Source organism: Amycolatopsis bullii, from assembly GCF_014654205.1.
Lineage (GTDB): Bacteria > Actinomycetota > Actinomycetes > Mycobacteriales > Pseudonocardiaceae > Amycolatopsis > Amycolatopsis plumensis.
Window position 1 is genome coordinate 37,633 of the sequence record NZ_BNAW01000047.1, and the last position, 21,402, is coordinate 59,034.

The 21,402-nt window shown below is 72.1% G+C and carries 17 protein-coding genes; 7 read left to right on the plus strand and 10 right to left on the minus strand.

Features of this window, described 5'->3' with window-relative positions; translation table 11 throughout:
• Positions 1-24 precede the first annotated feature (24 nt).
• Positions 25-588 (plus strand): TIGR03086 family metal-binding protein, encoded by a 564-nt coding sequence (locus IE317_RS35360; protein WP_191315719.1) that lies wholly within the window; start codon positions 25-27, stop codon positions 586-588.
• Between the two features lie 412 nt (positions 589-1,000).
• On the opposite strand, the gene IE317_RS35365 is transcribed toward IE317_RS35360, so the two are convergent.
• Positions 1,001-2,470 (minus strand): aldehyde dehydrogenase family protein, encoded by a 1,470-nt coding sequence (locus IE317_RS35365; RefSeq protein ID WP_191315720.1) that lies wholly within the window; start codon positions 2,468-2,470, stop codon positions 1,001-1,003.
• A 175-nt stretch (positions 2,471-2,645) separates the two neighbouring features.
• On the opposite strand from IE317_RS35365, the gene dxs reads away from it, so the two are divergent.
• Positions 2,646-4,562 carry a 1-deoxy-D-xylulose-5-phosphate synthase gene (gene dxs / locus IE317_RS35370; RefSeq protein ID WP_191315721.1) on the plus strand — a complete coding sequence of 639 codons (1,917 nt, stop codon included), beginning with the start codon at positions 2,646-2,648 and terminating at the stop codon, positions 4,560-4,562.
• A 95-nt stretch (positions 4,563-4,657) separates the two neighbouring features.
• Here dxs and IE317_RS35375 read toward each other — a convergent pair whose 3' ends face one another.
• From IE317_RS35375 to IE317_RS35395, 5 genes are read right to left on the minus strand one after another with little or no spacing between them, the layout of a single operon-like run.
• On the minus strand, positions 4,658-6,106 hold the full coding sequence (locus IE317_RS35375) for a purine-cytosine permease family protein (protein ID WP_191315722.1): 1,449 nt from the start codon (positions 6,104-6,106) through the stop codon (positions 4,658-4,660).
• Positions 6,103-7,461 (minus strand): aminobutyraldehyde dehydrogenase, encoded by a 1,359-nt coding sequence (locus tag IE317_RS35380; protein WP_191315723.1) that lies wholly within the window; start codon positions 7,459-7,461, stop codon positions 6,103-6,105. The genes IE317_RS35375 and IE317_RS35380 overlap by 4 nt, the downstream gene beginning before the upstream one ends.
• A complete protein-coding gene (locus IE317_RS35385; protein WP_191315724.1) occupies positions 7,458-9,104 on the minus strand; it encodes a thiamine pyrophosphate-binding protein in 1,647 nt (548 codons plus the stop codon). Before IE317_RS35385 ends, IE317_RS35380 begins: the two co-directional genes overlap by 4 nt.
• A complete protein-coding gene (gene speB, locus IE317_RS35390) occupies positions 9,101-10,045 on the minus strand; it encodes an agmatinase (RefSeq protein WP_191315725.1) in 945 nt (314 codons plus the stop codon). Before speB ends, IE317_RS35385 begins: the two co-directional genes overlap by 4 nt.
• On the minus strand, positions 10,038-11,486 hold the full coding sequence (locus tag IE317_RS35395; protein ID WP_191315726.1) for a sodium:solute symporter: 1,449 nt from the start codon (positions 11,484-11,486) through the stop codon (positions 10,038-10,040). The genes speB and IE317_RS35395 overlap by 8 nt, the downstream gene beginning before the upstream one ends.
• Before the next feature lie 96 nt (positions 11,487-11,582).
• On the opposite strand from IE317_RS35395, the gene IE317_RS35400 reads away from it, so the two are divergent.
• Genes IE317_RS35400 through IE317_RS35410 form a run of 3 tightly spaced genes read left to right on the plus strand, consistent with a single transcriptional unit; the run spans position 11,583 to position 14,922 of the window.
• Positions 11,583-13,085: a PucR family transcriptional regulator gene (locus tag IE317_RS35400; protein ID WP_191315727.1), complete on the plus strand. Its 1,503-nt coding sequence runs from the start codon at positions 11,583-11,585 to the stop codon at positions 13,083-13,085.
• Positions 13,086-13,120: 35 nt separating this feature from the next.
• Positions 13,121-13,801 carry a response regulator transcription factor gene (locus IE317_RS35405; protein WP_191315728.1) on the plus strand — a complete coding sequence of 227 codons (681 nt, stop codon included), beginning with the start codon at positions 13,121-13,123 and terminating at the stop codon, positions 13,799-13,801.
• The gene (locus tag IE317_RS35410) at positions 13,798-14,922 is read left to right on the plus strand and encodes a sensor histidine kinase (protein WP_191315729.1); all 1,125 of its coding nucleotides are present in this window, start codon (positions 13,798-13,800) and stop codon (positions 14,920-14,922) included. Before IE317_RS35405 ends, IE317_RS35410 begins: the two co-directional genes overlap by 4 nt.
• 142 nt (positions 14,923-15,064) lie before the next feature.
• Here IE317_RS35410 and IE317_RS35415 read toward each other — a convergent pair whose 3' ends face one another.
• Positions 15,065-15,304, minus strand: coding sequence for an alpha/beta hydrolase (locus IE317_RS35415; RefSeq protein ID WP_373309195.1), 240 nt, complete (start codon positions 15,302-15,304; stop codon positions 15,065-15,067).
• Positions 15,305-15,414: 110 nt separating this feature from the next.
• Here IE317_RS35415 and IE317_RS35420 point away from each other — a divergent pair, with 110 nt between their 5' ends.
• Complete coding sequence (locus IE317_RS35420) at positions 15,415-15,843, plus strand: hypothetical protein (RefSeq protein ID WP_229903069.1); 429 nt, start codon at positions 15,415-15,417, stop codon at positions 15,841-15,843.
• Here the strand turns inward: IE317_RS35420 and IE317_RS35425 are convergent.
• From IE317_RS35425 to IE317_RS35435, 3 genes are all read right to left on the minus strand, one after another.
• Positions 15,840-17,951: a 3-hydroxyacyl-CoA dehydrogenase NAD-binding domain-containing protein gene (locus IE317_RS35425; protein WP_191315731.1), complete on the minus strand. Its 2,112-nt coding sequence runs from the start codon at positions 17,949-17,951 to the stop codon at positions 15,840-15,842. The genes IE317_RS35420 and IE317_RS35425 overlap by 4 nt on opposite strands.
• Entirely contained in the window at positions 17,951-19,141 is a 1,191-nt protein-coding gene (locus IE317_RS35430) for a thiolase family protein (RefSeq protein WP_191315749.1), read from the minus strand. Before IE317_RS35430 ends, IE317_RS35425 begins: the two co-directional genes overlap by 1 nt.
• A 166-nt stretch (positions 19,142-19,307) precedes the next feature.
• A complete protein-coding gene (locus tag IE317_RS35435) occupies positions 19,308-19,937 on the minus strand; it encodes a DUF998 domain-containing protein (protein WP_191315732.1) in 630 nt (209 codons plus the stop codon).
• A gap of 227 nt (positions 19,938-20,164) precedes the next feature.
• On the opposite strand from IE317_RS35435, the gene IE317_RS35440 reads away from it, so the two are divergent.
• On the plus strand, positions 20,165-21,394 hold the full coding sequence (locus IE317_RS35440) for a dTDP-4-dehydro-6-deoxyglucose aminotransferase (protein WP_191315733.1): 1,230 nt from the start codon (positions 20,165-20,167) through the stop codon (positions 21,392-21,394).
• Positions 21,395-21,402 lie beyond the last annotated feature (8 nt).

Below are 21,402 nucleotides of genomic sequence, written 5' to 3' on the forward strand. Positions count from 1 at the left end.
GGTGGTGGTCGCCACACTGTCCGCATGACTGCTCTCGACGACTTCGACCTCGCAGCTTCGACGGTGACCGGCCTGGTCACCGCGGTCCGTGCCGACCAGTGGGCGCTGCCCACGGCGTGCGTGGACTGGGACGTGCGGGCGGTGGTGAACCACCTGGCCCACGGCAACGCCAAGGTGGCGTTCTGGGCGGGCACGGGCCCACCGGCGCCGGACGGTGATCACCTGGGTGCTTCGCCGGTCTCGGCCTTCGCCGCGTCGGTGGCGGCGGCCCGGGCGGTGCTGGCCGAGCCCGGGCTGTTCTCGCGGCAGGTGACGACGCCGCTCGGTGAGGTGCCCGGGGTGTTCCTGGTGCACATGCGGGTCAACGAGTACCTGGCCCACGGCTGGGACATCGCGGACGCGACGGGGCAGCCGACAGACTGGGCGCCCGAGCTGGCGGCGCGGGCGCTGGAGCAGTGGCGGTCCCGGTTCGGAGCGGCGCCACGGCAGCCGGGCGGGCCGTTCGGCCCGGAGCTTCCCGCGCCACCGGAAGCCACGGCGGCCGACCGGCTGGCGGCCTTCCTGGGACGGAAGGCGGTGAACGGCTAGGTCGAGCCGGCGGAAAGGGTTACGAGGGGAGGGCTTCGCTCGGCGGCAACGGATGAGCGCGGTGGGCTTCAGGTGCTCCGGCGGGGTGCGGTACGCCGAGCATGGCGCCGCGTTGGGCGTGCTGGCGGGTCGGGTGTGTTGCCGGGCTGGGCGTGCTTGCCGCGCCGGTGTGCTGCCGGGCCGGACGTGCCGTCGCGCTGGGTGGGCCGGGCGGCCGGGCTGCGGAGCCGGGCGTGCTGGCGGGTCGGGTGTGCCGGGCGGGCGCCGCCGCCGCGCGGCGGTGCTTTCCTGGTGCACCGGCCGCGACCCTCGCCGGGAACGCCGGGCACGGCCCGCGGGCCTCGGAGACGCTTGCGCCGCTCGTCCACTCCGGCCTCCCCTGCGTCGCCGTGGACGCAGCATAAGGCGGCCGTCAGCCGGAGAACCAGCGTTGCGGCGCCGGCCGCAGGTTCTGGTACACGTGCTTGACCTCGGTGTACTCGGCCAGCCCCGTCGGGCCCAGCTCGCGGCCGAAGCCGGACTGCTTGTAACCGCCCCACTCGGCCTGGGGCAGGTACGGGTGGAAGTCGTTGATCCACACCGTTCCGTGGCGCAGCCGCCCGGCCACACGCTGCGCCCGCGAAGCGTCGTTCGTGAACACCGCGCCGGCGAGGCCGTAGTGCGTGTCGTTGGCGATGCGGACCGCGTCGTCCTCGTCGGTGAACGTCTCGACCGTCAGCACCGGGCCGAACGACTCGTCGACCACCGCCGACGAGCCCTGCTTCACCTCGTCGAGGATGGTCGGCAGGTAGTAGAAGCCGTCGGCCAGGGCCGGGTCGTCCGGACGGCGGCCGCCCGTGCGCAGCACCGCGCCCTCGGCCAGCGCGGAGGCCACGTACGCCTCGACCTTCTCGCGGTGCGCCGCCGAGATCAGCGGGCCGGTCTCCGCCTGTTCGTCGAACGGGCCGCCCAGGCGGATCCGCTCGGCGCGGCGCACCAGCTCGCCGACGAACTCGTCGTGCCACTCGCGCTGCACGATCAGCCGCGCGCCCGCCGAGCACACCTGGCCGGAGTGCAGGAACACCGCCGTCAGCGCGTAGTCGACCGCGGTCTCGAAGTCGGCGTCGGCGAACACCACGTTCGGGTTCTTCCCGCCCAGCTCCAGTGCCACCTTCTTGACCGTGGCCGCGGCCGCCGCCGCGATCACCTTGCCGGTCGCCAGGCCGCCGGTGAACGACACGAGGTCGACGTCCGGGTGCGACGCCAGCGGCGCGCCCGCCTCGGCGCCCGCGCCCAGCACCAGGTTGCCCACGCCCGGCGGCAGGCCCGCCTCGGTGAGCAGCTCGAGGAACCGGATCGCGGTGTGCGGGGTGAGCTCGCTGGGCTTGAGCACGAACGTGTTGCCCGCCGCCAGCGCCGGCGCGATCTTCCACACGGTCTGCAGCAGCGGGTAGTTCCACGGCGTGATCAGCCCGCAGACGCCGACCGGTTCGTGCACGATCCGGCTGATCGCGTCCGGGTTGCCGGTGTCCACGACGCGCCCGGCGTCCTGGCCCGCGAGCTTGCCGAAGTAGCGCAGGCAGGCGGCGATGTCGGCCAGGTCGTACCGGCTCTCGACCAGGCGTTTGCCGGTGTCGAGCGACTCGGCGCGGGCGAACGCCTCCGCGTCGCGGTCCAGCAGCTCCGCCGCCCGCAGCAGCAGGTCGCCGCGCAGCTGGGCGGGGGTGCCGGGCCACGGGCCGGTGTCGAACGCCCGGCGCGCCGCCGCGATGGCGGCCTCGGTGTCCTTGGCGGTGCCCTCGGCGACCGTCGCGACCAGGGAGCCGTCGGCGGGGCAGCGGATCTCCCGCCGGCCGCCGTCCACCGCGTCCACCCATTCGCCGCCGATGAAGAAGTCCGCCATGCGGTCCATTCTCGTGGCCACGCCGCGTGACCGCCACAGCGACGCCGGGAGACGAGGTTCACCCCGGGTGCTGACCCGCGGTCGCGCTCCGGTTGTGATGCCGGACGCGGCCTGCGGTGCCGCTCTGGCGGGTCTCCGTAGACTGGCCGGAACCGAGCGAGTGAGGTGGAGACGAGTGACGATGCTGGAGTCCGTGAGCGGACCGGCGGACCTGAAGCGCATGAGTGTCGAGGACCTCGGCGAACTGGCCGCCGAGATCCGGGACTTCCTCGTCGACAAGGTCCGGCGGGCGGGCGGTCACCTGGGGCCGAACCTCGGCGTCGTCGAGCTGACCCTGGCGCTGCACCGCGTGTTCGACTCGCCGCGCGACGCGATCGTGTGGGACGTCGGTCACCAGGCGTACGTCCACAAGCTCGTCACCGGCCGCGCGGCCGGGTTCGACCTGCTGCGCCAGACCGGCGGGGTCACCGGGTACCCGTCGCGCGCGGAGAGTGAGCACGACTGGGTGGAGAGCAGCCACGCGTCGTCCGGACTGTCCTATGTGGACGGCCTGGCGAAGGCGTTCGAGCTGGCCGGCGGCGGCCGCCACGCGATCGCCGTCGTCGGCGACGGCGCGCTCACCGGCGGCATGTGCTGGGAGGCGCTCAACAACATCGCCGCGCACAAGGACCGTCCGGTCGTCATCGTGATCAACGACAACGGCCGGTCGTACTCGCCGACCATCGGCGGCCTGGCCGACCACCTCGCGGCGCTGCGCCTGCAGCCGGGTTACGAGCGGCTCCTCGACGGCGGCCGCGAGATCCTCAAGCACACCCCGGTCGTCGGCAAGCCCATCTACGCCGCGCTGCACGCCGCCAAAGCCGGCCTGAAGGACGCGCTGAGCCCGCAGGCGATGTTCTCCGACCTCGGCCTGAAGTACCTCGGCCCGGTCGACGGCCACGACCAGGTGGCGCTGGAGAAGGCCCTGCACAGCGCGCGCTCCTTCGGCGGCGCCGTCATCGTGCACGTGGTCACCGAGAAGGGCCACGGCTACGCGCCGGCGGTCAACAACCAGCACGACCAGATGCACCAGACCGACCCGATCGACCCGGAGACCGGCCTGCCGCCGGTGAAGGGCCCGAGCTGGACCGGCGTGTTCGGCGACGAGCTGGCGGCGATCGGCGCCGAGCGTGAAGACGTCGTCGCGATCACGGCGGCGATGCTGCGCTCCACCGGGCTGGACAAGTTCGCCGAGGCGTTCCCGGACCGCTGGTACGACGTCGGGATCGCCGAGCAGCACGCGGTCACCTCGGCCGCGGGGCTGGCCATGGGCGGACTGCACCCGGTGGTGGCGATCTACTCGACGTTCCTGAACCGGGCGTTCGACCAGGTGCTGATGGACGTCGCGCTGCACCGCCTGCCGGTGACGCTGGTGCTCGACCGGGCCGGGATCACCGGGCCGGACGGGCCGTCGCACCACGGTATGTGGGACTTGTCGCTGCTCGGGATGGTGCCGGGGATGCGGGTGGCCGCTCCGCGTGACCCGGGGACCCTGCGTGAAGAGCTGCGGGAAGCCGTCGCGGTGTCCGACGGGCCGACGGCGCTGCGGTTCTCGAAGGGCAAGGTCGGGACCGATGTGGCCGCCGTCGAGCGGATCGGCACGGTCGACGTGCTGCGGCGCCCGGCCGAGGGCGCCGACGTGCTGCTGGTGACGGTCGGCTCGTTTGCCACGCTGGGGCTGGCGGCGGCGGATCGCCTGGCTGACCAGGGGATCGGCGTGACCGTCGTGGATCCTCGGTGGGTGCTGCCGGTTCCTGCCGAGCTGGTTGCGCTGGCTTCGCAGCACAAGCTGGTGGTGACGGTGGAGGACAGCGGCCGCCACGGTGGCTTCGGCTCGGCGCTGGCGGCCCTGTTCCGCGACGCGGAGTGCGACGTCCCGCTGCGTGACCTGGCGGTCCCGCAGTCGTTCCACGACCACGGCAGCCGCGACGAGGTGCTGGGGCGGATCGGCCTGACGGCCCAGGACGTGGCCCGGCGGGTGACGGAGTGGGCCTCGGGACGGCTCGGCACTTCGGAAGAGGAACCGGCTAAGAAGAACGCCGACCGCAGCTGAGCGAACGCCCCCGCTCGGGGGGCGTTCGCGGCCGAAACTGTCGGTGGTCGCCGGTAGAGTGGAAAACGGGGGGCGCCCCCGCGCGGGGGGTCGGGTCAGGCTTCGGCGGGGAGGGCGTCCGCCACCGGCAGGGGCGCCGAAGCGAAGACCTCCGGCGGTTCCGGGAACAGCTTCACCAGCACCGGGTACGCCACCGCAGCGGTCGCCAACGTCACCAGCAGGCTCACGTCCACGCCGCCGGCCACGTCCCGCCACGGCCCCGCGATCATCGGGGTGTTCGCGCACAGCAGCCCCAACGTCGTCGCCGGGATCCAGGCCGCCATGGCTCGCCAGTTCACGCCCCGGGCGAACCAGTAGCGCCCGCCCTGGCGGCCCTCGTTGAACACCTGCAGGTCCGCCACGTCGTAGTATCCCCGCCGCTGGACGAAGCCGATCATCATGATCACCATCCAGGGTGAGGTGCACAGGACGATCAGCGTGGCGAAGGCGTTGATGCTCGACACCATGTCGAGCACGAAATTGCCGATGAAGATGAACGCCACGCTCAACGTCCCGATCAGCAGCGTCGCCTGGACCCGGGACAGCTTCGGGAAGATCGAACTGAAGTCCAGGCCCGTTCCGTACAGCGACGTCGTTCCGGTCGACAGGCCGCCGATCAACGCCACCACGATCAGCGGGATGGCGTACCACAGCGGGGAAATCGCCGTCAGGCCGGTGATGTAGTCGGCCGGGTTCGCCACCAGCGTCGCCGTCGCGATGCCGAAGCCGAACGGCAGCAGCGTCGCCACCTGGGCCAGGAACGGCGCGGCCAGCAGGGAACGTTTGCGGTGCGACGCGGGAATGTAACGAGCCCAGTCGCCGAGAAAGGCGCCGAAGGAGATCGGGTTGGCCAGGGCCGTCAGTGCCGCCAGCGTGAACGTCGGCCAGAACGTGCCCAGCGCGTACGTTCCCGTGCCCGCGTAGCCCGGGTCGAACGTTCCGCCGTAGGCGAACACGCCCAGCAGCATGATCGCCGTGCCGAGGACCACCGCGATCCGGTTGACCAGCAGCATGAACCGGTAGCCGTAGATGCACACCACCAGCGTGGCGATCGCGATCACACCGTACGCGAAACCGCGCAGCACGGGGCCGCCGTCGAAGCCGAACAGCCGTTGAGCCGCCCCGGCCACCGCGTCGCCGCTCACCCACACCGAGATCGCGAAGAACGTGATCGCCGTCAGCAGCGACAGGAACGAGCCCACGCAGCGGCCGACCACGCCGAAGTGCGCGCCCGACGACACCGCGTTGTTGGTGCGCGTGCGCGGGCCGAACAACGCCATCGGGGCCAGCACCGAGCCGCCCACCACGACGCCGAGGGCCGTGGCCAGGACCGCGTCGCGGAAGCTCAGGCCGTACGCGATCGGCAACGTGCCCAGGATGATCGTGGCAAAGGTGTTCGCGCCGCCGAACGCCATGCGGAACAGGTCGCGCGGGCGCGAGGTCTGCTCCTCCGGCGGGATCGGGGCGATGCCGTGCTGCTCGACCTCGGTGATCTTCTCGCTCATGCGAACCTCGTCATCACGTGCTTGACGCGGGTGTACTCGGCGAAGGCGTACGCCGAGAGGTCCTTGCCGTGGCCGGAGTGGCCGAAGCCGCCGTGGGGCATCTCGGCCACCAAGGGGCCGTGCGTGTTCACCCACACGCAGCCGAAGTCCAGCTCGGCCGACACCCGGGCGGCGACGGCGAGGTCGCGGGTCCAGACCGAGGAGGCCAGCCCGTACGGGACACCGTTGGCCAGGGACACCGCCGTAGCTTCGTCCGAAAAGGACTGGACGGTGAGCACCGGGCCGAAGATCTCCTCCTGGACGATCTCGTCGTCCTGGCGCACTCCCGAGATCACCGTGGGGGAGAAGTAGAACCCGCGCGTTCCGAACCGTGTCCCGCCGGTTTCGAGGTGGGCGTGCGCGGGCAGCCGCGCGATGAGGCCCTCGACGCGCGAGAACTGCGCTGCGCTGTTCAACGGCCCGTAGTCGACGCCCGGGGTCTGCTCCGCAGCGGCCTTCGCCAGCGAAGCGACGAAGTCGTCGTGGATCGACTCGTGGACCAGGACCCGGCTGCCCGCCGTGCAGTCCTGGCCCGCGTTGTAGCACGCCGCGCCCACGATGCCCTCGGCCGTCGACGCGAGGTCCGCGTCCGGGAAGACCAGCAGCGGTGCGTTGCCGCCCAGTTCCAGGTGGGTGCGCTTGAGGTCCGCGGCCGCCACGGTGGCGACGTCGATGCCCGCGCGCGTCGAGCCGGTGATCGAGACGAGTGCGGTGATCGGGTGCCTGACCAGGGCGCGGCCGGTGTCGCGGTCGCCGGTCAGGACCGTGAACGCCCCCGCCGGCAGGTACTCCGCCGCGACGCGGGCCAGCAGCACCGCCGTCGACGGGGTCGTCTCCGCCGGCTTGAGGACCACCGTGTTGCCCGCCGCCAGCGCCGGGGCGATCTTCCAGACCGCCATCATCAACGGGTAGTTCCACGGCGCGATCTGCGCGCAGACGCCGACCGGCTCGCGGCGGATCACCGACGTGTGACCCGGGGCGTACTCCCCGGCCGCGGTGCCCTCCAGGTGCCGCGCGGCGCCGGCGAAGAACCGCAGCGCGCTCACGCACTCCGGGATCTCCTCTTCGAGCACCACCGACCGGATCTTGCCGGTTTCACGCACCTCGAGGTCGGCGAACTCGGCCGCCCGCGCCTCGAGGGCGTCGGCGATCTTCAGCAGGGCCAGCTGCCGCTGCGCCGGGGTACTGCGGCGCCAGGTCGCAAACGCTCGCGCGGCCGATTCGAGCGCCGCGTCCACCTCGGACTCGGAGGAGACGGGGCTGGTGCCGAAGACCTCGCCGGTCGCCGGGTCGGTCAGGTCGAGGGTGCGGGTCATGCCTTCTCCAGGTGGGTCGGCGCGAACAGCTTCAGCAGGGCGGGGAGGACGACGACGGACGGCCCGGGCGTGCGCAGCGCTTCGGCGAGGTCCGCGCCCACCGCGTCCAAAGAGGACATCCGGGCGGGCACGCCGAACGAAGACGCCAGTGCGGCGAAGTCGGGCCGGGCCAGCTCGGTGGCCGTCGTCCGGCCGAAGGCGCCGATGAGGTATTCGCGCAGGACGCCGTAGCCGCCGTCGTCGACGATCAGCCACGTGACGTCGAGGCCGTGCTGCACCGCCGTGGCCAGCTCGGCGACGCCGTACATCGCGCCGCCGTCCCCGGAGACCGCGAGCGTGGGACCACCACCGGCCGCGGCGCCGCCGAGCGCGCCCGGCAGGCCGTAGCCCAGCCCGCCCGCACCCTGTGCCGTGTGGATCGGCGCGCCCTCGGGGTTCCACGCCGACCAGGCCCAGTACGCCGCGATCGTCATGTCCCAGAACGTCTGGGTGCCGGCGGGCAGCGCCGCGCGGATGTCGTCGATCAGCTTGCGCTCGACGGCGAGGTCTTGAGCGTCCAACCGCGATTCGACCCGCGCGAGCAGCCCCGACACCGCCTTCTCGGCCCGACCGTCGGACGCCCGCATCGGCACCCACTCCAGCAGGGCCTGCAGCGTCGGCCGCACGTCGGCGTGGATGCCCAGGCCCGGGTAGTTCGACTCCAGCTTCCCGAGGTCGGCCTCGACCTGGATCACCCGGCCGCGCGGCGCGAACTCGCGGTAGTTGCTGGACAGCTCGCCGAGGCCGGAGCCGAGCACGAGCAGCACGTCGGCGTCGGCGAGGAACTCCGTGGTGTGCCAGTCCTCCAGCCACGACCGCCCGGACAGCTCGTGGTCCCAGCCGAAGATGCCCTTGCCGCCGAACGTCGAGATCACCGGCGCGCGCAACGCCTCGGCCAGCGCCGTCAGCTCGGCGAAAGCACCCGACCGCAGCGCGCCGCCGCCGGCGAGGATCACCGGGTTGGCCGCCGCGCCCAGCAGCTCCGCCGCCGCGGTGACCAGCTCCGGCAAGGGTTCCAGGGCCGCGGGGGCGGCCGACACCGACGTGATCGGCGGGAGCCCGGCCGGGCCGAGCAGCACGTCCTGGGGGATCTCGACCCACACCGGGCCGTAGGGCGCGGTCGCCGCCGACGTCCACGCCTCGCGCAACGCCGTCGGGAGCTGGCTCGCCCGGCGCACGACGTGCACCGACTTGACGACGTCCCGGAAGCTCGCCTGCTGGTCGGGCAGTTCGTGCAGGTAGCCGTGCCGCCCGCCGCCGAGCCCGGCGACCGGGACCTGGCTGGAGATCCCGAGCACCGGCACCGAGGCCGCGCGGGATTCCTGCAGCGAAGCCAGCGTCAGCAACGCACCCGGGCCCGTCGACACGACCAGCGGCGTCACCGGCACCGGCCCGTCCGGGGCCGCCGCGAGCCGCGCGCGGGCGAACCCGTCGGCGGCGAAGGCGAGGTTGTTCTCGACGCGCCCGCTGATCACGCGCACGTCGCCGGCGCGCCGCAGCGCCTCGAACAGGCCGAGCGCGTGCTGGCCCGGCAGGCCGAACACCGTGTCGGCACCCAGCGCCCGCAGGGTTTCGACGACGACGTCGCCGCCGATGCGGGTCATGCGCCCTTCCCCAGGGCCAGCAGGCTCACCAGGTCGTAGGCGACGTGGGAGGCCGCGATGGCGGTGATCTCGGCGTGGTCGTAGGCCGGGGCCAGCTCGACGACGTCCGCGCCGACGAGGTTGAGGTCGCGCAGCCCGCGCAGGATCTCCAGGAGCTCGCGGCTGGTCATGCCGCCCGCTTCCGGCGTGCCGGTGCCGGGCGCGTGGGCCGGGTCGAGGACGTCGATGTCGACCGAGACGTACAGCGGCCGGTCGCCGATGCGCTGTCGCAGCGCGTCCACGGTTTCGGCGACGCCGCGGCGCAGGACGTCGCCGGAGGTGACGATGCCGAAGCCGAGCCGCCGGTCCTCTTCGAGGTCCCGCTTGCCGTACAGGGGCCCGCGCGTGCCGACGTGCGACAGCGCGCTCGTGTCGAGGATCCCTTCCTCCGACGCCCGCCGGAACGGGGTGCCGTGGGTGTACGGCTCGCCGAAGTAGGTGTCCCACGTGTCGAGGTGCGCGTCGAAGTGCAGCAGCGCAACGGGTCCGTGCTTCTTCGCCGCGGCGCGCAGCAGCGGCAGCGCGATCGTGTGGTCGCCGCCGACGGTCACCAGCCGCGTTCCGTCCGCCTGCAGTGCTTCGGCTTCCTGCTGCAGCGTCTCGATCGCCTCGCCGATGTTGAACGGGTTGACCGCGATGTCCCCGGCGTCGACGACCTGCTTCTCCTCGAACGGCGAGACGTCCAGCTCCGGGTGGTACGGCCGCAGCAGCCGGCTCGCCTCGCGGACGGCCGCCGGGCCGAACCGCGCGCCGGGCCGGTAGGACACCCCGGAGTCGAAGGGCACCCCGACGACGGCGACGTCGGCGCGCTCGACCTGGTCGATCCGCGGCAGCCGCGCGAAGGTCGCGAAGCCGGCGAACCGGGGGACGCGCGACGAGTCGAGGGGTCCGATGTTAGGCACTGGTGGGCTCCTGTTCCCGGTTTTCGATCGGTGTTTCTTCGGCGCCGCTCAGGCGGCGGGTCCAGACGGAGAGGATGGTGTCGGAAGTGCGGGGTGTGGCGAGGCTGACGGCCAGGTAGACCACCAGGCTCACGCCGAGGCCCCAGTAGATCGGCGTGTTGGCGTCGACGCCGTCGATGATCATGAAGGCGATCACCGAGATCGTGCCGGCCACCATCGACGCGTACGCGCCCTGCCGGGTGCCGCGCTTCCAGAACAGCGCGCCGACGATCGCGACCAGCAGGCCGCCGACCAGGAGGTCGTAGGCGATGGTGAGCGCGTTGACGACGTCGTCGACGACCATCGCGATGCCGATCGCCAGCAGGCCGAGCAGCAGCGTGGCGAGCCGGTTGCGGCTGACCTCGCCGCCCTTCTTCAGGCCCAGCTTGGTGAGCAGGTCGGACGTCGTCGTGGTGGAGCAGGCGATCAGCGCGCCGCTGGCCGTCGACATCATCGCCGACAGCGCGGCGGCCAGGACCAGGCCGCGGACGCCGGTCGGCAGCAGCCGCTCGACGATGGTCGCGAAGGCGTCCTGCGCGCTGGCGATGTCCGGGTACAGCGCGTGGGCCGCGGTGCCGATCAGGGCGCCGGCCAGGCCGTAGACCAGGCAGTAGACGCCGGACGTGATGCCCCCGGACGTCGCGATCGCCGGCGTGCGGGCGGTGAACACGCGCTGCCAGATGTCCTGGCCGATCAGCAGGCCGAAGGTGTAGATCACGAAGTAGGTGATGATCGTGTCGGTGCCGATCGAGGTGAAGCTGAAGAAGCTCGCGTCGAGTTTGGCGCTCATGCCGTCGAAGCCGCCGGCCGAGCTGATCGCCACCGGCAGCAGGATGGCCAGGATGCCGATGGTCTTGATGACGAACTGGGCGATGTCGGTGAGCGTGATCGACCACATGCCGCCGAGCACCGAGTAGAGGACGACGATCGAGCCGCCGATCGCGATCCCGGCCCAGTTCGGCAGGTCGAACAGCACCTTGAAGATGGTCGCGAAGGCCAGCGTCGAGGTCACCGTGAGCATCAGGGTGTAGCCCCACATGACGACGCCGGACACCGCGCTGGTGCGGCCGCCGTAGCGCAGGTCGAGCATCTCGCCGACGGTGTAGACCTTCAGCCGCACCAGCCGCCGCGCGAACAGGGCGTGCAGCACCAGGATGCCGACGCCGATGCTCACCACCAGCCACATGCCGGAGATGCCGTAGGTGTAGCCGAGCTTCACGCCGCCGACGGTCGACGCGCCGCCGAGGACGACGGCCGACATCGTGCCGGAGTACATGAACCAGCCCAGCCGCCGTCCGGCCACCAGGTAGTCGGACTTCGTCTTCGCGAGCTTCAGGCCGTACCAGCCGACCCCGAGCATGCCCGCGATGTACAGCGCGATCACCGCGTAGTCGCCGGTCACGGTGTCCTCCTCACGTCGTTTCGGGTCACCGTAGGTTCGCCCGCCACCTCCCCGGCATGGGATGATTCGTCCCCACTCGACCTCGGTAGGGATGAAATGACCCCGAACACGGATCCGCTGTCCACGGAGGTGAATGTCCCGTTACGGGACGTGGTCGGCAACCGGGAGCTCGCGCTCGAGGTCGTCCCGGAAACCCTGCGGCCGGGTGCGCTGGACACCCCGGTGCGCTGGGCGCACGTGAGCGAGCTGCAGGATCCCGCGCCCTACCTGTTGGGCGGCGAGCTGATCCTCACCGCCGGGGTCGACCTGCCCGAGCGGATCGACCGGTACGTGCGCGGGCTGCGGGACGCCGGCGTGACGGCGCTGGGCTTCGGGCTCACCCCGAACGTGCACGAAACCCTGCCGGAGTCCTTGCGCCGGGCCTGCGCGCGCTGCGGGCTGCCGCTGCTGGTGGTGCCGCCGCGGACGCCGTTCCTGGCGATCAACCGGGCCGTTTCGGTCGCACTGACCGAGGCCGGACAGCGGGAGCAGCGGCGGATCACGGCGGCGCGCGAGGCGCTGACCCGCGCCGCGGGCGGCGGGCTCGGCGAGCTGACGTCGGCGCTCGCGGCGGTGCTGCGGTGCTGGGTCGCCCTGGTCGGCGCCGGGGACGTGCTGGCCGCGGCGCACGACGCGCCCGTGCCGCTGCCGCCGTCGGTGCGGGAGCTGATGGCGACCGTGCGCGCGGGCAGCGGGATCCGGAGCGCGACGACCGAGACCGGCGGCGGCTTCGTCGTCGTCCAGCCGGTGTACCCGCAGGCCACGGCGTCGCACCTGGTGGTGGTCGGCCGGTCCCGGCGGCTCGACGGCGCCGAGCGGGCGATCCTCGCCGTCGGCGCGGCCCTGCTCGGCCTGGTCGGCCGCGCGGGCTCGGACGCGGCCGAGCTGGGTGCGGCGGCCACCGGCCTGCTGCTCGGCCGGACGTCGCCCGGGGAGGTCGCCCGGGCGCTGCTGGGCTCGGAGGTCGTCCGGCTGGTCGCCGGGACGGCGTACCGGCGCGGCCCGGACGAGGTGGCCCAGCGCCCGGACTGGCTGCGGGCCCGGCTGGACACGCCCCTGGTTTCGGTGTCGCCCGGGCGGTTCGTCGCGATCGCCGGGTCCGCGCCGCCCGTCCCCGTGCTGGAGGACCTGCGTGCGCACGGCTGGCTGGCGGCCGTGGGCACGCCGTCGCCCGCTTCCCGGGCGGCTTCGGCCGGGGCGGAGCTGGAGGTGCTGCTTTCGCGGGCTTCCGCGCTCGGCCGTCCGGTCGTGGCGGGAGATGCGCCGCTGGACTTCGACGCGCTGCTGGACCCGGGCGCGTCCCGCGGATTCGCGTCGAAGGCGTTGGAGCCGCTGGTGGTGCTGGACCGCGCGGGCGACCGGGCGCTGGTGCCGACGCTGCGGACGTGGCTGGCCCACCACGGCGGCTGGGAGCCGACGGCCGCGGAACTGGGCGTGCACCGCAACAGCGTCCGGCACCGGATCGCGCAGGTGGAGAAGGCGCTGGGAGTGGATCTGGCGGACCCGGAGACCCGGATGCGGCTGTGGTTCGCGCTCCGCTGGATCGCCCCTGATCCTTAAAGGGCACTCTCAGGAAAATATGGGATTGTAGGTTCGTGCGAGTTTTGGTAGTCGAGGACGAAGAACCCCTGGCCGACGCGATCGCCCGCGGGCTGCGCCGGGAGGGCATGGCGGTGGACGTCGCGCTCACCGGGGACGACGGGCACGAGAAGGCCGCCGTCACGCGGTACGACGTCGTGCTGCTAGACCGGGACCTGCCCGGGATGTCCGGCGACGAGCTGTGCCGGGAGATCGTCGCGTCCGGTGAGCTGACCCGGGTGCTGATGCTCACCGCGAGCAGCTCGGTGTCCGACCGCGTGGACGGGCTGTCGCTGGGCGCCGACGACTACCTCGCCAAGCCGTTCGCCTTCCCCGAGCTGGTCGCGCGGGTGCGGGCGCTGGGCCGCCGGGCCACACCGGCCGCGCCGCCGCTGCTCACCGCCGGGGACGTCGAGCTGGACCCGGCCAAGCGGACGGTCCGGCGCTCGAGCGGGCCGGTCGAGCTGACGCGCAAGGAGTTCGGCGTCCTCGAGGTCCTGCTGCAGGCCGCCGGTTCCGTGGTCAGCAGCGAGGAGCTGCTGGAGCGCGTCTGGGACGAGAACGCCGACCCGTTCACCACGACCGTCCGGGTCACCGTGATGACGCTGCGCAAGAAGCTCGGCGAGCCGGGGATCATCGAGACCGTCGTCGGTTCCGGGTACCGGGTGCCGGAGCCCGGCACACCGCAGCGCGCGTGAACCTGCCGGGCACCCGCACCCTCCGCGCCCGGATCACCCTGCTGGCGACCGTGCTGGTCGCCGCCGTCAGCCTGCTGCTGCTCTGGCTGGCCTGGACGCTGGTGCGGGACTCGCTCGACACCGTCCCGCAGATGCCGCCGGGCAGCGTGGTGGTCGTCGACGGCGTGCAGGTCGACGCGTCGGCGCTGGCGGAGCACCTGCGGGTGCACGCCCGCGACCGGATGCTGCTGTTCGGCTCGATCGCGTTCCTGCTGGTGGTGGCGGCCGCGGCGATCCTCGCCTGGACGTTCACCTCGCGGGTGCTCCTGCCGCTGCGCGAAATCACCGGCACCGCGCGGCGGCTGTCGGTCGAGTCGCTGGGGGAGCGGATCGGCGAGATCCGCTCCCGCGACGAGCTGGCCGAGCTGGCGAGCACGTTCGACGACATGCTCGACCGGCTCCAGGCCGCGTTCGACGCACAACGCCACTTCGTCGCCAACGCGAGCCACGAGCTGCGGACGCCGTTGTCGGTGATCCGCACGGAACTGGACGTCACCCTCGCCGACGACGACGCCGACGAAGCCGAGCTGCGCCGGATGGGCGGAGTGGTCCGGGACGCCACCGAGCGGGCCGGGCAGCTGGTCAACTCGCTGCTGCTGCTGGCCCGCACCGACGGCGCCGGGCTCGGCGTGCACGAGCCGGTCGACCTCGCGGTGGTCGTCGACCGGGCGTGGCGCGCGGTTCAGCGCGAAGCCTCGCAACGCGGCATCCGGGCGACGTTCTCCGTCGTGTCGGCGTCCGCGTTCGGCGACCCGGCGCTGCTGGAGCGGATCGCGGGGAACCTGCTGGAGAACGCGGTCCGCCACAACGTCGACGGCGGCTGGCTGGAGGTGGTGACGCAGCCGGGTCCGCGGTGGTCGATGCTGCGCGTCCGGTCCTCGGGCGGCCTGGTCGACCCGGCGGCGGTGCCGGAGCTGTTCGAGCCGTTCCGCCGGGCCGGCGTGGCCCGCACGGCCCGCTCGGGCGCGGGCCTGGGGTTGTCGATCGTCCGCGCCGCGGTGGCCGCCCACGGCGGAACGGTCACGGCGGAACCCATCGTGGGCGGCGGCCTGGGCGTGACGGTCCACCTCCCGGTCCACTGACCGCGCGCCAAGAGGACTCTCGCGTGATTGCCGGGGCATCTCACGTGATTGGAGGGGCATCACGTGTGATTGGCGGGGCATCAGCCCGATGCCCCGCCAATCACGGGTGATGCCTGCTCAATCACGTGTGATGCCTCGTGAATCACGGGGCAGGGCGAGGGCGGCGCGGGAGGACTCCGGCTGCGTCCGAAGCCGCCGCCGGGAACGGGTGTTCCGGGGCGAGCCGGTAGCCGATCGACACCACCCGCACCCCGGCTTCCTCGGCGAGCGGCCGGCACGCGCCTTCGTGCGTGTCGATGCTGCCGAGCACGAAGCCGCCGCCGTGGAAGTACACGATCGCCGGGCCGGGTGCCGGGACGCCGGCCGGTTCGCGTCCCGCCACAAGTCCTCGAACGGGTTCGCCTGCCCGATGCGCTGTGGTCACCGGGGGACGCTGGGCCGCCGGGGTGAACGGGCGGTGTTCCGGCGGCCGGCTGTGCTGTGATCGTCGGTGTGGAGGAGAACCGCCTGACCCGGGTGCTGCCGCCGGTGATCGCGCTGGCCCTGGCCGCAGGCGCCGGGCTCGCGTTCTTCGTCACCGCGCTCGTCCGGCCGCCCGAGCTGCCGGTCGACACGAACCCCGCCCCGCTGGCCGGCCACACGCTGTGCGCGGCGGTCGTCGTGACCTTTTCGTCCGAAGACGACATGACGGCCGCGGTGCCGTCCTTCCGTGCCGACCCGAAGGCCCGGCGGGTGTTCGTGGACCCGCCCTCGGTCGACCTGCTCGCCGTCCCGGGCACCGACCTCAAGGCGTGGGCGCTCCAGCTGCACGCCCGCTACCGGACCGCCGAGCGGGTCACGGTGATCGACTCCGACGCGACGGCGGCGCAGCTGAAACTCACTGCGCCGCCGCCGAAGTGCCCTCGCGAGGGCGAGTACTAGGCCGTCGGGACCGAGGCCACACCCGGGGCGAGGAACGGCTTGCCGTTCACGCGCTCGGACACGCCCGAGCGGTCCAGGTACGGCGTGATGCCGCCGTTCCAGAACGGCCAGCCCGCGCCGAGGATCAGGCACAGGTCGATGTCCTGCGCCTCGGCGACCACGCCCTCGTCGAGCATGATCCGGATCTCCTCGGCGATGGCCGACAGCGCCCGGTCGCGCACCTGCTCCGAGGTGGACGGCTTGTCACCCTGCGTCCAGAGCTCGACGACCTCGGGGTCGGCCGACTGGTTGCCCTGCGCGTCCCAGATCCAGACGCCCTTCTTGCCCGCCTTGACGAACTTCGCGAGATTCTCGGACACGGTGAACCGGTCCGGGAAGGCCTCGTGCAGCGTCTCGCCGACGTGCAGGGCAATGGCCGGGCCGACGAGCTGCATCAGCGTCAGCGGCGTCATCGGCAGGCCCAGCGGCTCCAGGGCCTTGTCGGCGACCTCGAACGGCGTGCCCTCGTCCACGGTGACCAGCACCTCGCCGAGGAAGCGCAGCAGGAGCCGGTTGACGACGAACGCCGACGCGTCCTTCACCAGCACGCTGGACTTCTTCAGCTGCTTGCCGACCGAGAACGCGGTCGCCAGCGCGGCGTCGTCGGTCTTCTCGCCGCGGACGATCTCCAGCAGCGGCAGCACGGCGACCGGGTTGAAGAAGTGGAAGCCGACGACCCGCTCGGGGTGCTGCAGCTTCGACGCCATCGCGGTGATCGACAGCGACGAGGTGTTCGTCGCCAGGATCGCCTCGGGCTTGACGTGCTGCTCCAGCTCGGCGAACACCTGCTGCTTGACGCCGAGCTCCTCGAAGACCGCTTCGATGACGAAGTCGGCGTCGGCGAACGCGGCCTTGTCGAGCGAGCCGGTGACGAGCGCCTTGAGCCGGTTCGCGCCGTCCGGGGACAGGCGCTTCTTGCCCAGCAGCTTGTCGATCTCGGCGTGGACGTAGCCGACGCCCTTGTCGACGCGTTCCTGGTCGACGTCGGTCAGCACGACCGGCACCTTCAGGCGGCGCACGAACAGCAGCGCGAGCTGGCTGGCCATCAGGCCGGCGCCCACGATGCCGACCTTGTTCACCTTGCGCGCCAGGGACTTGTCCGGCGCGCCGGCCGGGCGCTTGGCGCGCTTGTTGACCAGGTTGAACGAGTACAGCCCGGCGCGCAGGACGTCGGACATGAGCAGCTCGGCGAGGCCGTCGGTCTCGGCTGCGTACCCGCGGTCGAGATCGTTCTCGCGAGCCAGCTCCAGCAGCTCCACGGCCTTGGTGGCGCCCGGCGACGCACCGTGCGTCCGACCGTCCACGATGGACTTGGCCCGCGCGATGGCCGCGTCCCAGGCCGAACCCCGGTCGATCTCGCGGCGCTCCGGCTTGATCTCGCCGTTGACCACCCGGGCCAGCCACAGCAGCGACTGCTCGAGGTAGTCGGCCGAGCCGAAGACCGCGTCGACGATGCCGAGCTCGGCCGCCTGCTTGACGCTGAGCATCTTGTTCTGCGCCAAGGCGTTCTCGATGATCACCGTGACGGCCGCGTCCGCGCCGATGAGGTTCGGCAGCAGCTGCGTGCCGCCCCAGCCCGGGAACAGGCCGAGGAAGACCTCGGGGAACGCGATCGCGGCGGTGTTCTCCGACAGCGTCCGGTAGTGGCAGGAGAGCGCCAGCTCCAGGCCGCCGCCCATGACCGCGCCGTTGACGAACCCGAACGTCGGGATCTTCGACTCGGTGAGGCGGCGGAACACGTCGTGCCCGGTCTGGGCGATTTCGCGCGCCAGCTTCGGGTCGCTCACGGCCTCGACCCCGGAGAGGTCGGCGCCGACGGCGAAGATGAACGGCTTGCCGGTGACGGCGATCGCGGCCGGCTCGGCCTCGAACGCCTTGTCGATGGCCGCGTTCAGGGACACCAGGCCCTGCGGGCCGAAGGTGTTCGGCCGGGTGTGGTCGTGGCCGTTGTCGAGCGTGATCAGCGCGACCGGCTTTTCGAGCCCGGGCACCTTCACCAGCCGCGTCACGGCGTGCGTGACGACCTCGTCCGGGAAGGCGGCCTTCGCTTCTTCAGCGGTGAACGTCATTACTTGGCCCCCTCGAACGCCGGGTTTTCCCAGATCACGGTGCCGCCCATGCCGATGCCGATGCACATCGTGGTCATGCCGTACCGGACGTCGGGCCGCTCGGCGAACTGGCGGGCCAGCTGCGTCATGAGCCGGACGCCGGACGAGGCCAGCGGGTGGCCGCACGCGATCGCGCCGCCCCACTGGTTGACGCGCGGGTCTTCGTCGTCGATGCCGAAGTGGTCGAGGAAGGCCAGCACCTGGACGGCGAAGGCCTCGTTGATCTCGAACAGGCCGATGTCGTCGATGGACAGGCCGGTGCGCTTGAACAGCTTTTCGGTGGCCGGCACCGGGCCGATGCCCATGACCTCGGGCTCGACGCCGGCGAAGGAGTAGCCGACCAGCCGCATGGCGACCGGCAGGCCCAGCTCGCGGGCGGTCTCCTCGTCGGCGAGGATCGAGGCGGTGGCGCCGTCGTTGAGGCCGGCCGCGTTGCCCGCGGTGACCCGGCCGAACGGGCGGAACGGCGTCTTGAGGTTCGCCAGCTGTTCGACCGTGGTGCCCGGCCGCGGCGGCTCGTCGTCGGTGGCCAGGCCCCAGCCGAGTTCCTTCGACCGGGTGGCGACGGGGACCAGCTCGGGGCCGATCTTGCCGGTCTTGACGGCCTCGGCGTACTTCTCCTGGCTGCGCGCGGCGTAGGCGTCGGTGCGCTGCTTGGTGATGGCCGGGAAGCGGTCGTGCAGGTTCTCGGCGGTCTGGCCCATGACCAGGGCGGTCGGGTCGACGAGCTTGTCGGCGATGATCCGCGGGTTCGGGTCGACGCCTTCGCCCATCGGGTGGCGGCCCATGTGCTCGACGCCGCCGGCGATGGCGATGTCGTAGGCGCCGAAGCCGATGCCGGACGCGGCGGTCGTCACGGCCGTCATGGCGCCGGCGCACATGCGGTCGATGGCGAAGCCGGGGACGGACTTGGGCAGCCCGGCCAGCAGCGCGGCGGTGCGGCCGATGGTCAGGCCCTGGTCACCGGTCTGGGTGGTGGCGGCGATGGCCACCTCGTCGACGCGCTCGGGCGGCAGCTCGGGGTGCCGCCGCAGCAGCTCGCGGATGGCGTTGACGACCAGGTCGTCGGCCCGGGTCCCGGCGTACATGCCCTTGTCGCCGGCCTTGCCGAAGGGGGTGCGGACCCCCTCGACGAAGGCGACGGTGCGCACGCCTCGCGCGGTCGGCGCGAGCGGCGTTGCTGGTGCGGCCACGAATGCTCCATGAAGTAGACAGGTCTTCTTGCGGGGGTCCGAGTGGCGGAGCCCCGGTTGTCACTGTCCGCACGATAGCCCTTGTTACCCACCGGTAACCAGTGGTGTGGCCCGGTCGAGTGGGCTACGGCACACTCCGGGGCTCCATCGTCCGTCCTTTCACGAGCCACGCGACGCCGAACGCCTCGACGGCGATCGCCTCCAGCCACAGCGCCGGGTGCAGCGACGGCGCGATGGCGAGGTACTTGGCCAGGGCGATCAGCACGAGGCAGGCGAGGATCACGGCCCCGCAGACCCGGTAGAGCGCGCCGAACCGCTCCGGCTGCTCGCCGTCGTGGGGGAACAACCTGAGGCAGAAGTAGGCGAGGGAGAGGAAGAACACGGCCGCGAACACGAGGTGCAGCACGCCCGCGGTCCGATCCCACCCCGTCACGTCGTGGTCGGGGGTGGTCGGGAACAGCGCGAGCCCGATCGCGCCCAGCCCGGCGACCGTGCTCACGACGTTGTCGACGTAGTCGTGGCCGTAGTAGGCGAGGAGGAACACCCCGACCGCGCACATCGCGCCGACGAGGACGTCGCGCAGGTCGGTGTAGTAGTAGCCGCTCAGCGACCCGAGGAGGTCACCGCCCTGGACGAGCTGCTTGCCGAGGATCAGCACGACCGGCAGGGCCAGGCCGACGAGGCCGATGGCGCGCCGGAGGAACAGGTACGAGTGGACGAGGGTGTTCTGCGGGGATGTGGTCGCCGTGGTCATGGCCGCCTCCGGGGGTTCACTGAGGTGGATCGGCGTCCAAGTGCCCAGGGATGAGGCTTGTTACCCCGGAGTTGTCCAAGTCCTCGGCTGATCGTTACTGGGGAAAGTCCCACACAAGCCCGGCATCCGGCCGGGATCGGCGCCGCGCCGCCCTATGTTGGGGGACACCTTCAGCCGAGACAGCATCAGCGTGCCGCCGGCGATGAGAAGCATTCCCGGGAGACAAGTTGAAACGTTCGGTAAGCGATCTCGCCGTGTTCGGCGGACGCCCGGAGTTCCTGAATCCGATCCTCGTCGGTCAGCCGAACACCATCGATCGCCGTCGGTTTTTCGACCGGATGAACTGGGCGCTGGACAACCAATGGCTGTCCAACGGCGGTCCGCTCGTCCAGGAGTTCGAAGAGCGCGTCGCCGATCTCGCAGGGGTGCGCAACTGCGTGGCGACCTGCAACGCCACCGCCGCCCTGCAGCTCTACGCGCGCGCGGCGCGGCTCACCGGTGAGATCGTCATGCCGTCGATGACCTTCGTGGCCACCGCGCACGCCATGCGGTGGCTCGGCCTGAAACCGGTGTTCTGCGACGTCGACCCGGACACCGGCTGCATCGGCGTCCCGCAGGTCGAAGCGGTGCTGACCGAACGCACCGCGGCGATCCTCGGGGTCCACCTCTGGGGGCGCGCGTGTCCGGTCGACGAGCTGGAAAAGGTGGCGGCCGACCGGGGGATCCCGCTGTTCTTCGATGCCGCCCACGCCATCGGGTGCAGCACGTCCGGCCGCCCGGTGGGCGGGTTCGGCGCCGTCGAGGTGTTCTCCTTCCACGCCACGAAGGTCGTCAGCGCCTTCGAGGGCGGCGCCGTCGTCACCGACGACGACGAGCTCGCCGGACAGATCCGGGCCTTGCACAACTTCGGCATCGGGCCGTACGGGCACGAGGCGGGCGGGACGAACGCGAAGCTCAGCGAGGCGGGAGCCGCCATGGGACTGACGTCCCTGGACGCCCTTCCCGAGGCCACGCGGCGGAACGAGGAGAACTACGACCTCTACCGCGCGGAGCTGGACGAGCTGCCCGGGGTGAGCCTGGTGGAGTTCGATCGCCGCGAGCGCAACAACTACCAGTACGTCATCGTGAAGATCGACGAGAGCGTGACCGGCATCGGGCGGGATCTCCTGCAGGAGCTGCTCGCGGCCGAGAAGATCGTGACCAAGCGGTACTTCTCGCCCGCGTGCCACGAGCTGGCGCCCTACGGCACCGAGAACCCGGTCGAGCTGCCCCACACCGAGAACCTGGCCAGGAGCGTGCTGGCCGTTCCCACCGGCACGAGGACCACCGCCGAAGACATCCGGCGCGTCTGCGGCGTGATCCGCCTGGCCGTCACCGAGGGCCGGACCGTCCGCGAGCGCTGGCGGCGCCGGGAGAACGCCGAGCACGCTTTGGCGGACCCCGGCCGGGTGGTGTGACGAGGCGT

Bases quoted from the DNA above. Each gene is read 5' to 3' on its own strand.
- IE317_RS35360 (WP_191315719.1), top strand. From the start codon at position 25: ATGACTGCTCTCGACGACTTCGACCTCGCAGCTTCGACGGTGACCGGC.
- IE317_RS35365 (WP_191315720.1), bottom strand. From the start codon at position 2,470: ATGGCGGACTTCTTCATCGGCGGCGAATGGGTGGACGCGGTGGACGGC.
- IE317_RS35375 (WP_191315722.1), bottom strand. From the start codon at position 6,106: ATGAGCGAGAAGATCACCGAGGTCGAGCAGCACGGCATCGCCCCGATC.
- IE317_RS35380 (WP_191315723.1), bottom strand. From the start codon at position 7,461: ATGACCCGCACCCTCGACCTGACCGACCCGGCGACCGGCGAGGTCTTC.
- IE317_RS35385 (WP_191315724.1), bottom strand. From the start codon at position 9,104: ATGACCCGCATCGGCGGCGACGTCGTCGTCGAAACCCTGCGGGCGCTG.
- IE317_RS35400 (WP_191315727.1), top strand. From the start codon at position 11,583: ATGACCCCGAACACGGATCCGCTGTCCACGGAGGTGAATGTCCCGTTA.
- IE317_RS35425 (WP_191315731.1), bottom strand. From the start codon at position 17,951: ATGACGTTCACCGCTGAAGAAGCGAAGGCCGCCTTCCCGGACGAGGTC.
- IE317_RS35435 (WP_191315732.1), bottom strand. From the start codon at position 19,937: ATGACCACGGCGACCACATCCCCGCAGAACACCCTCGTCCACTCGTAC.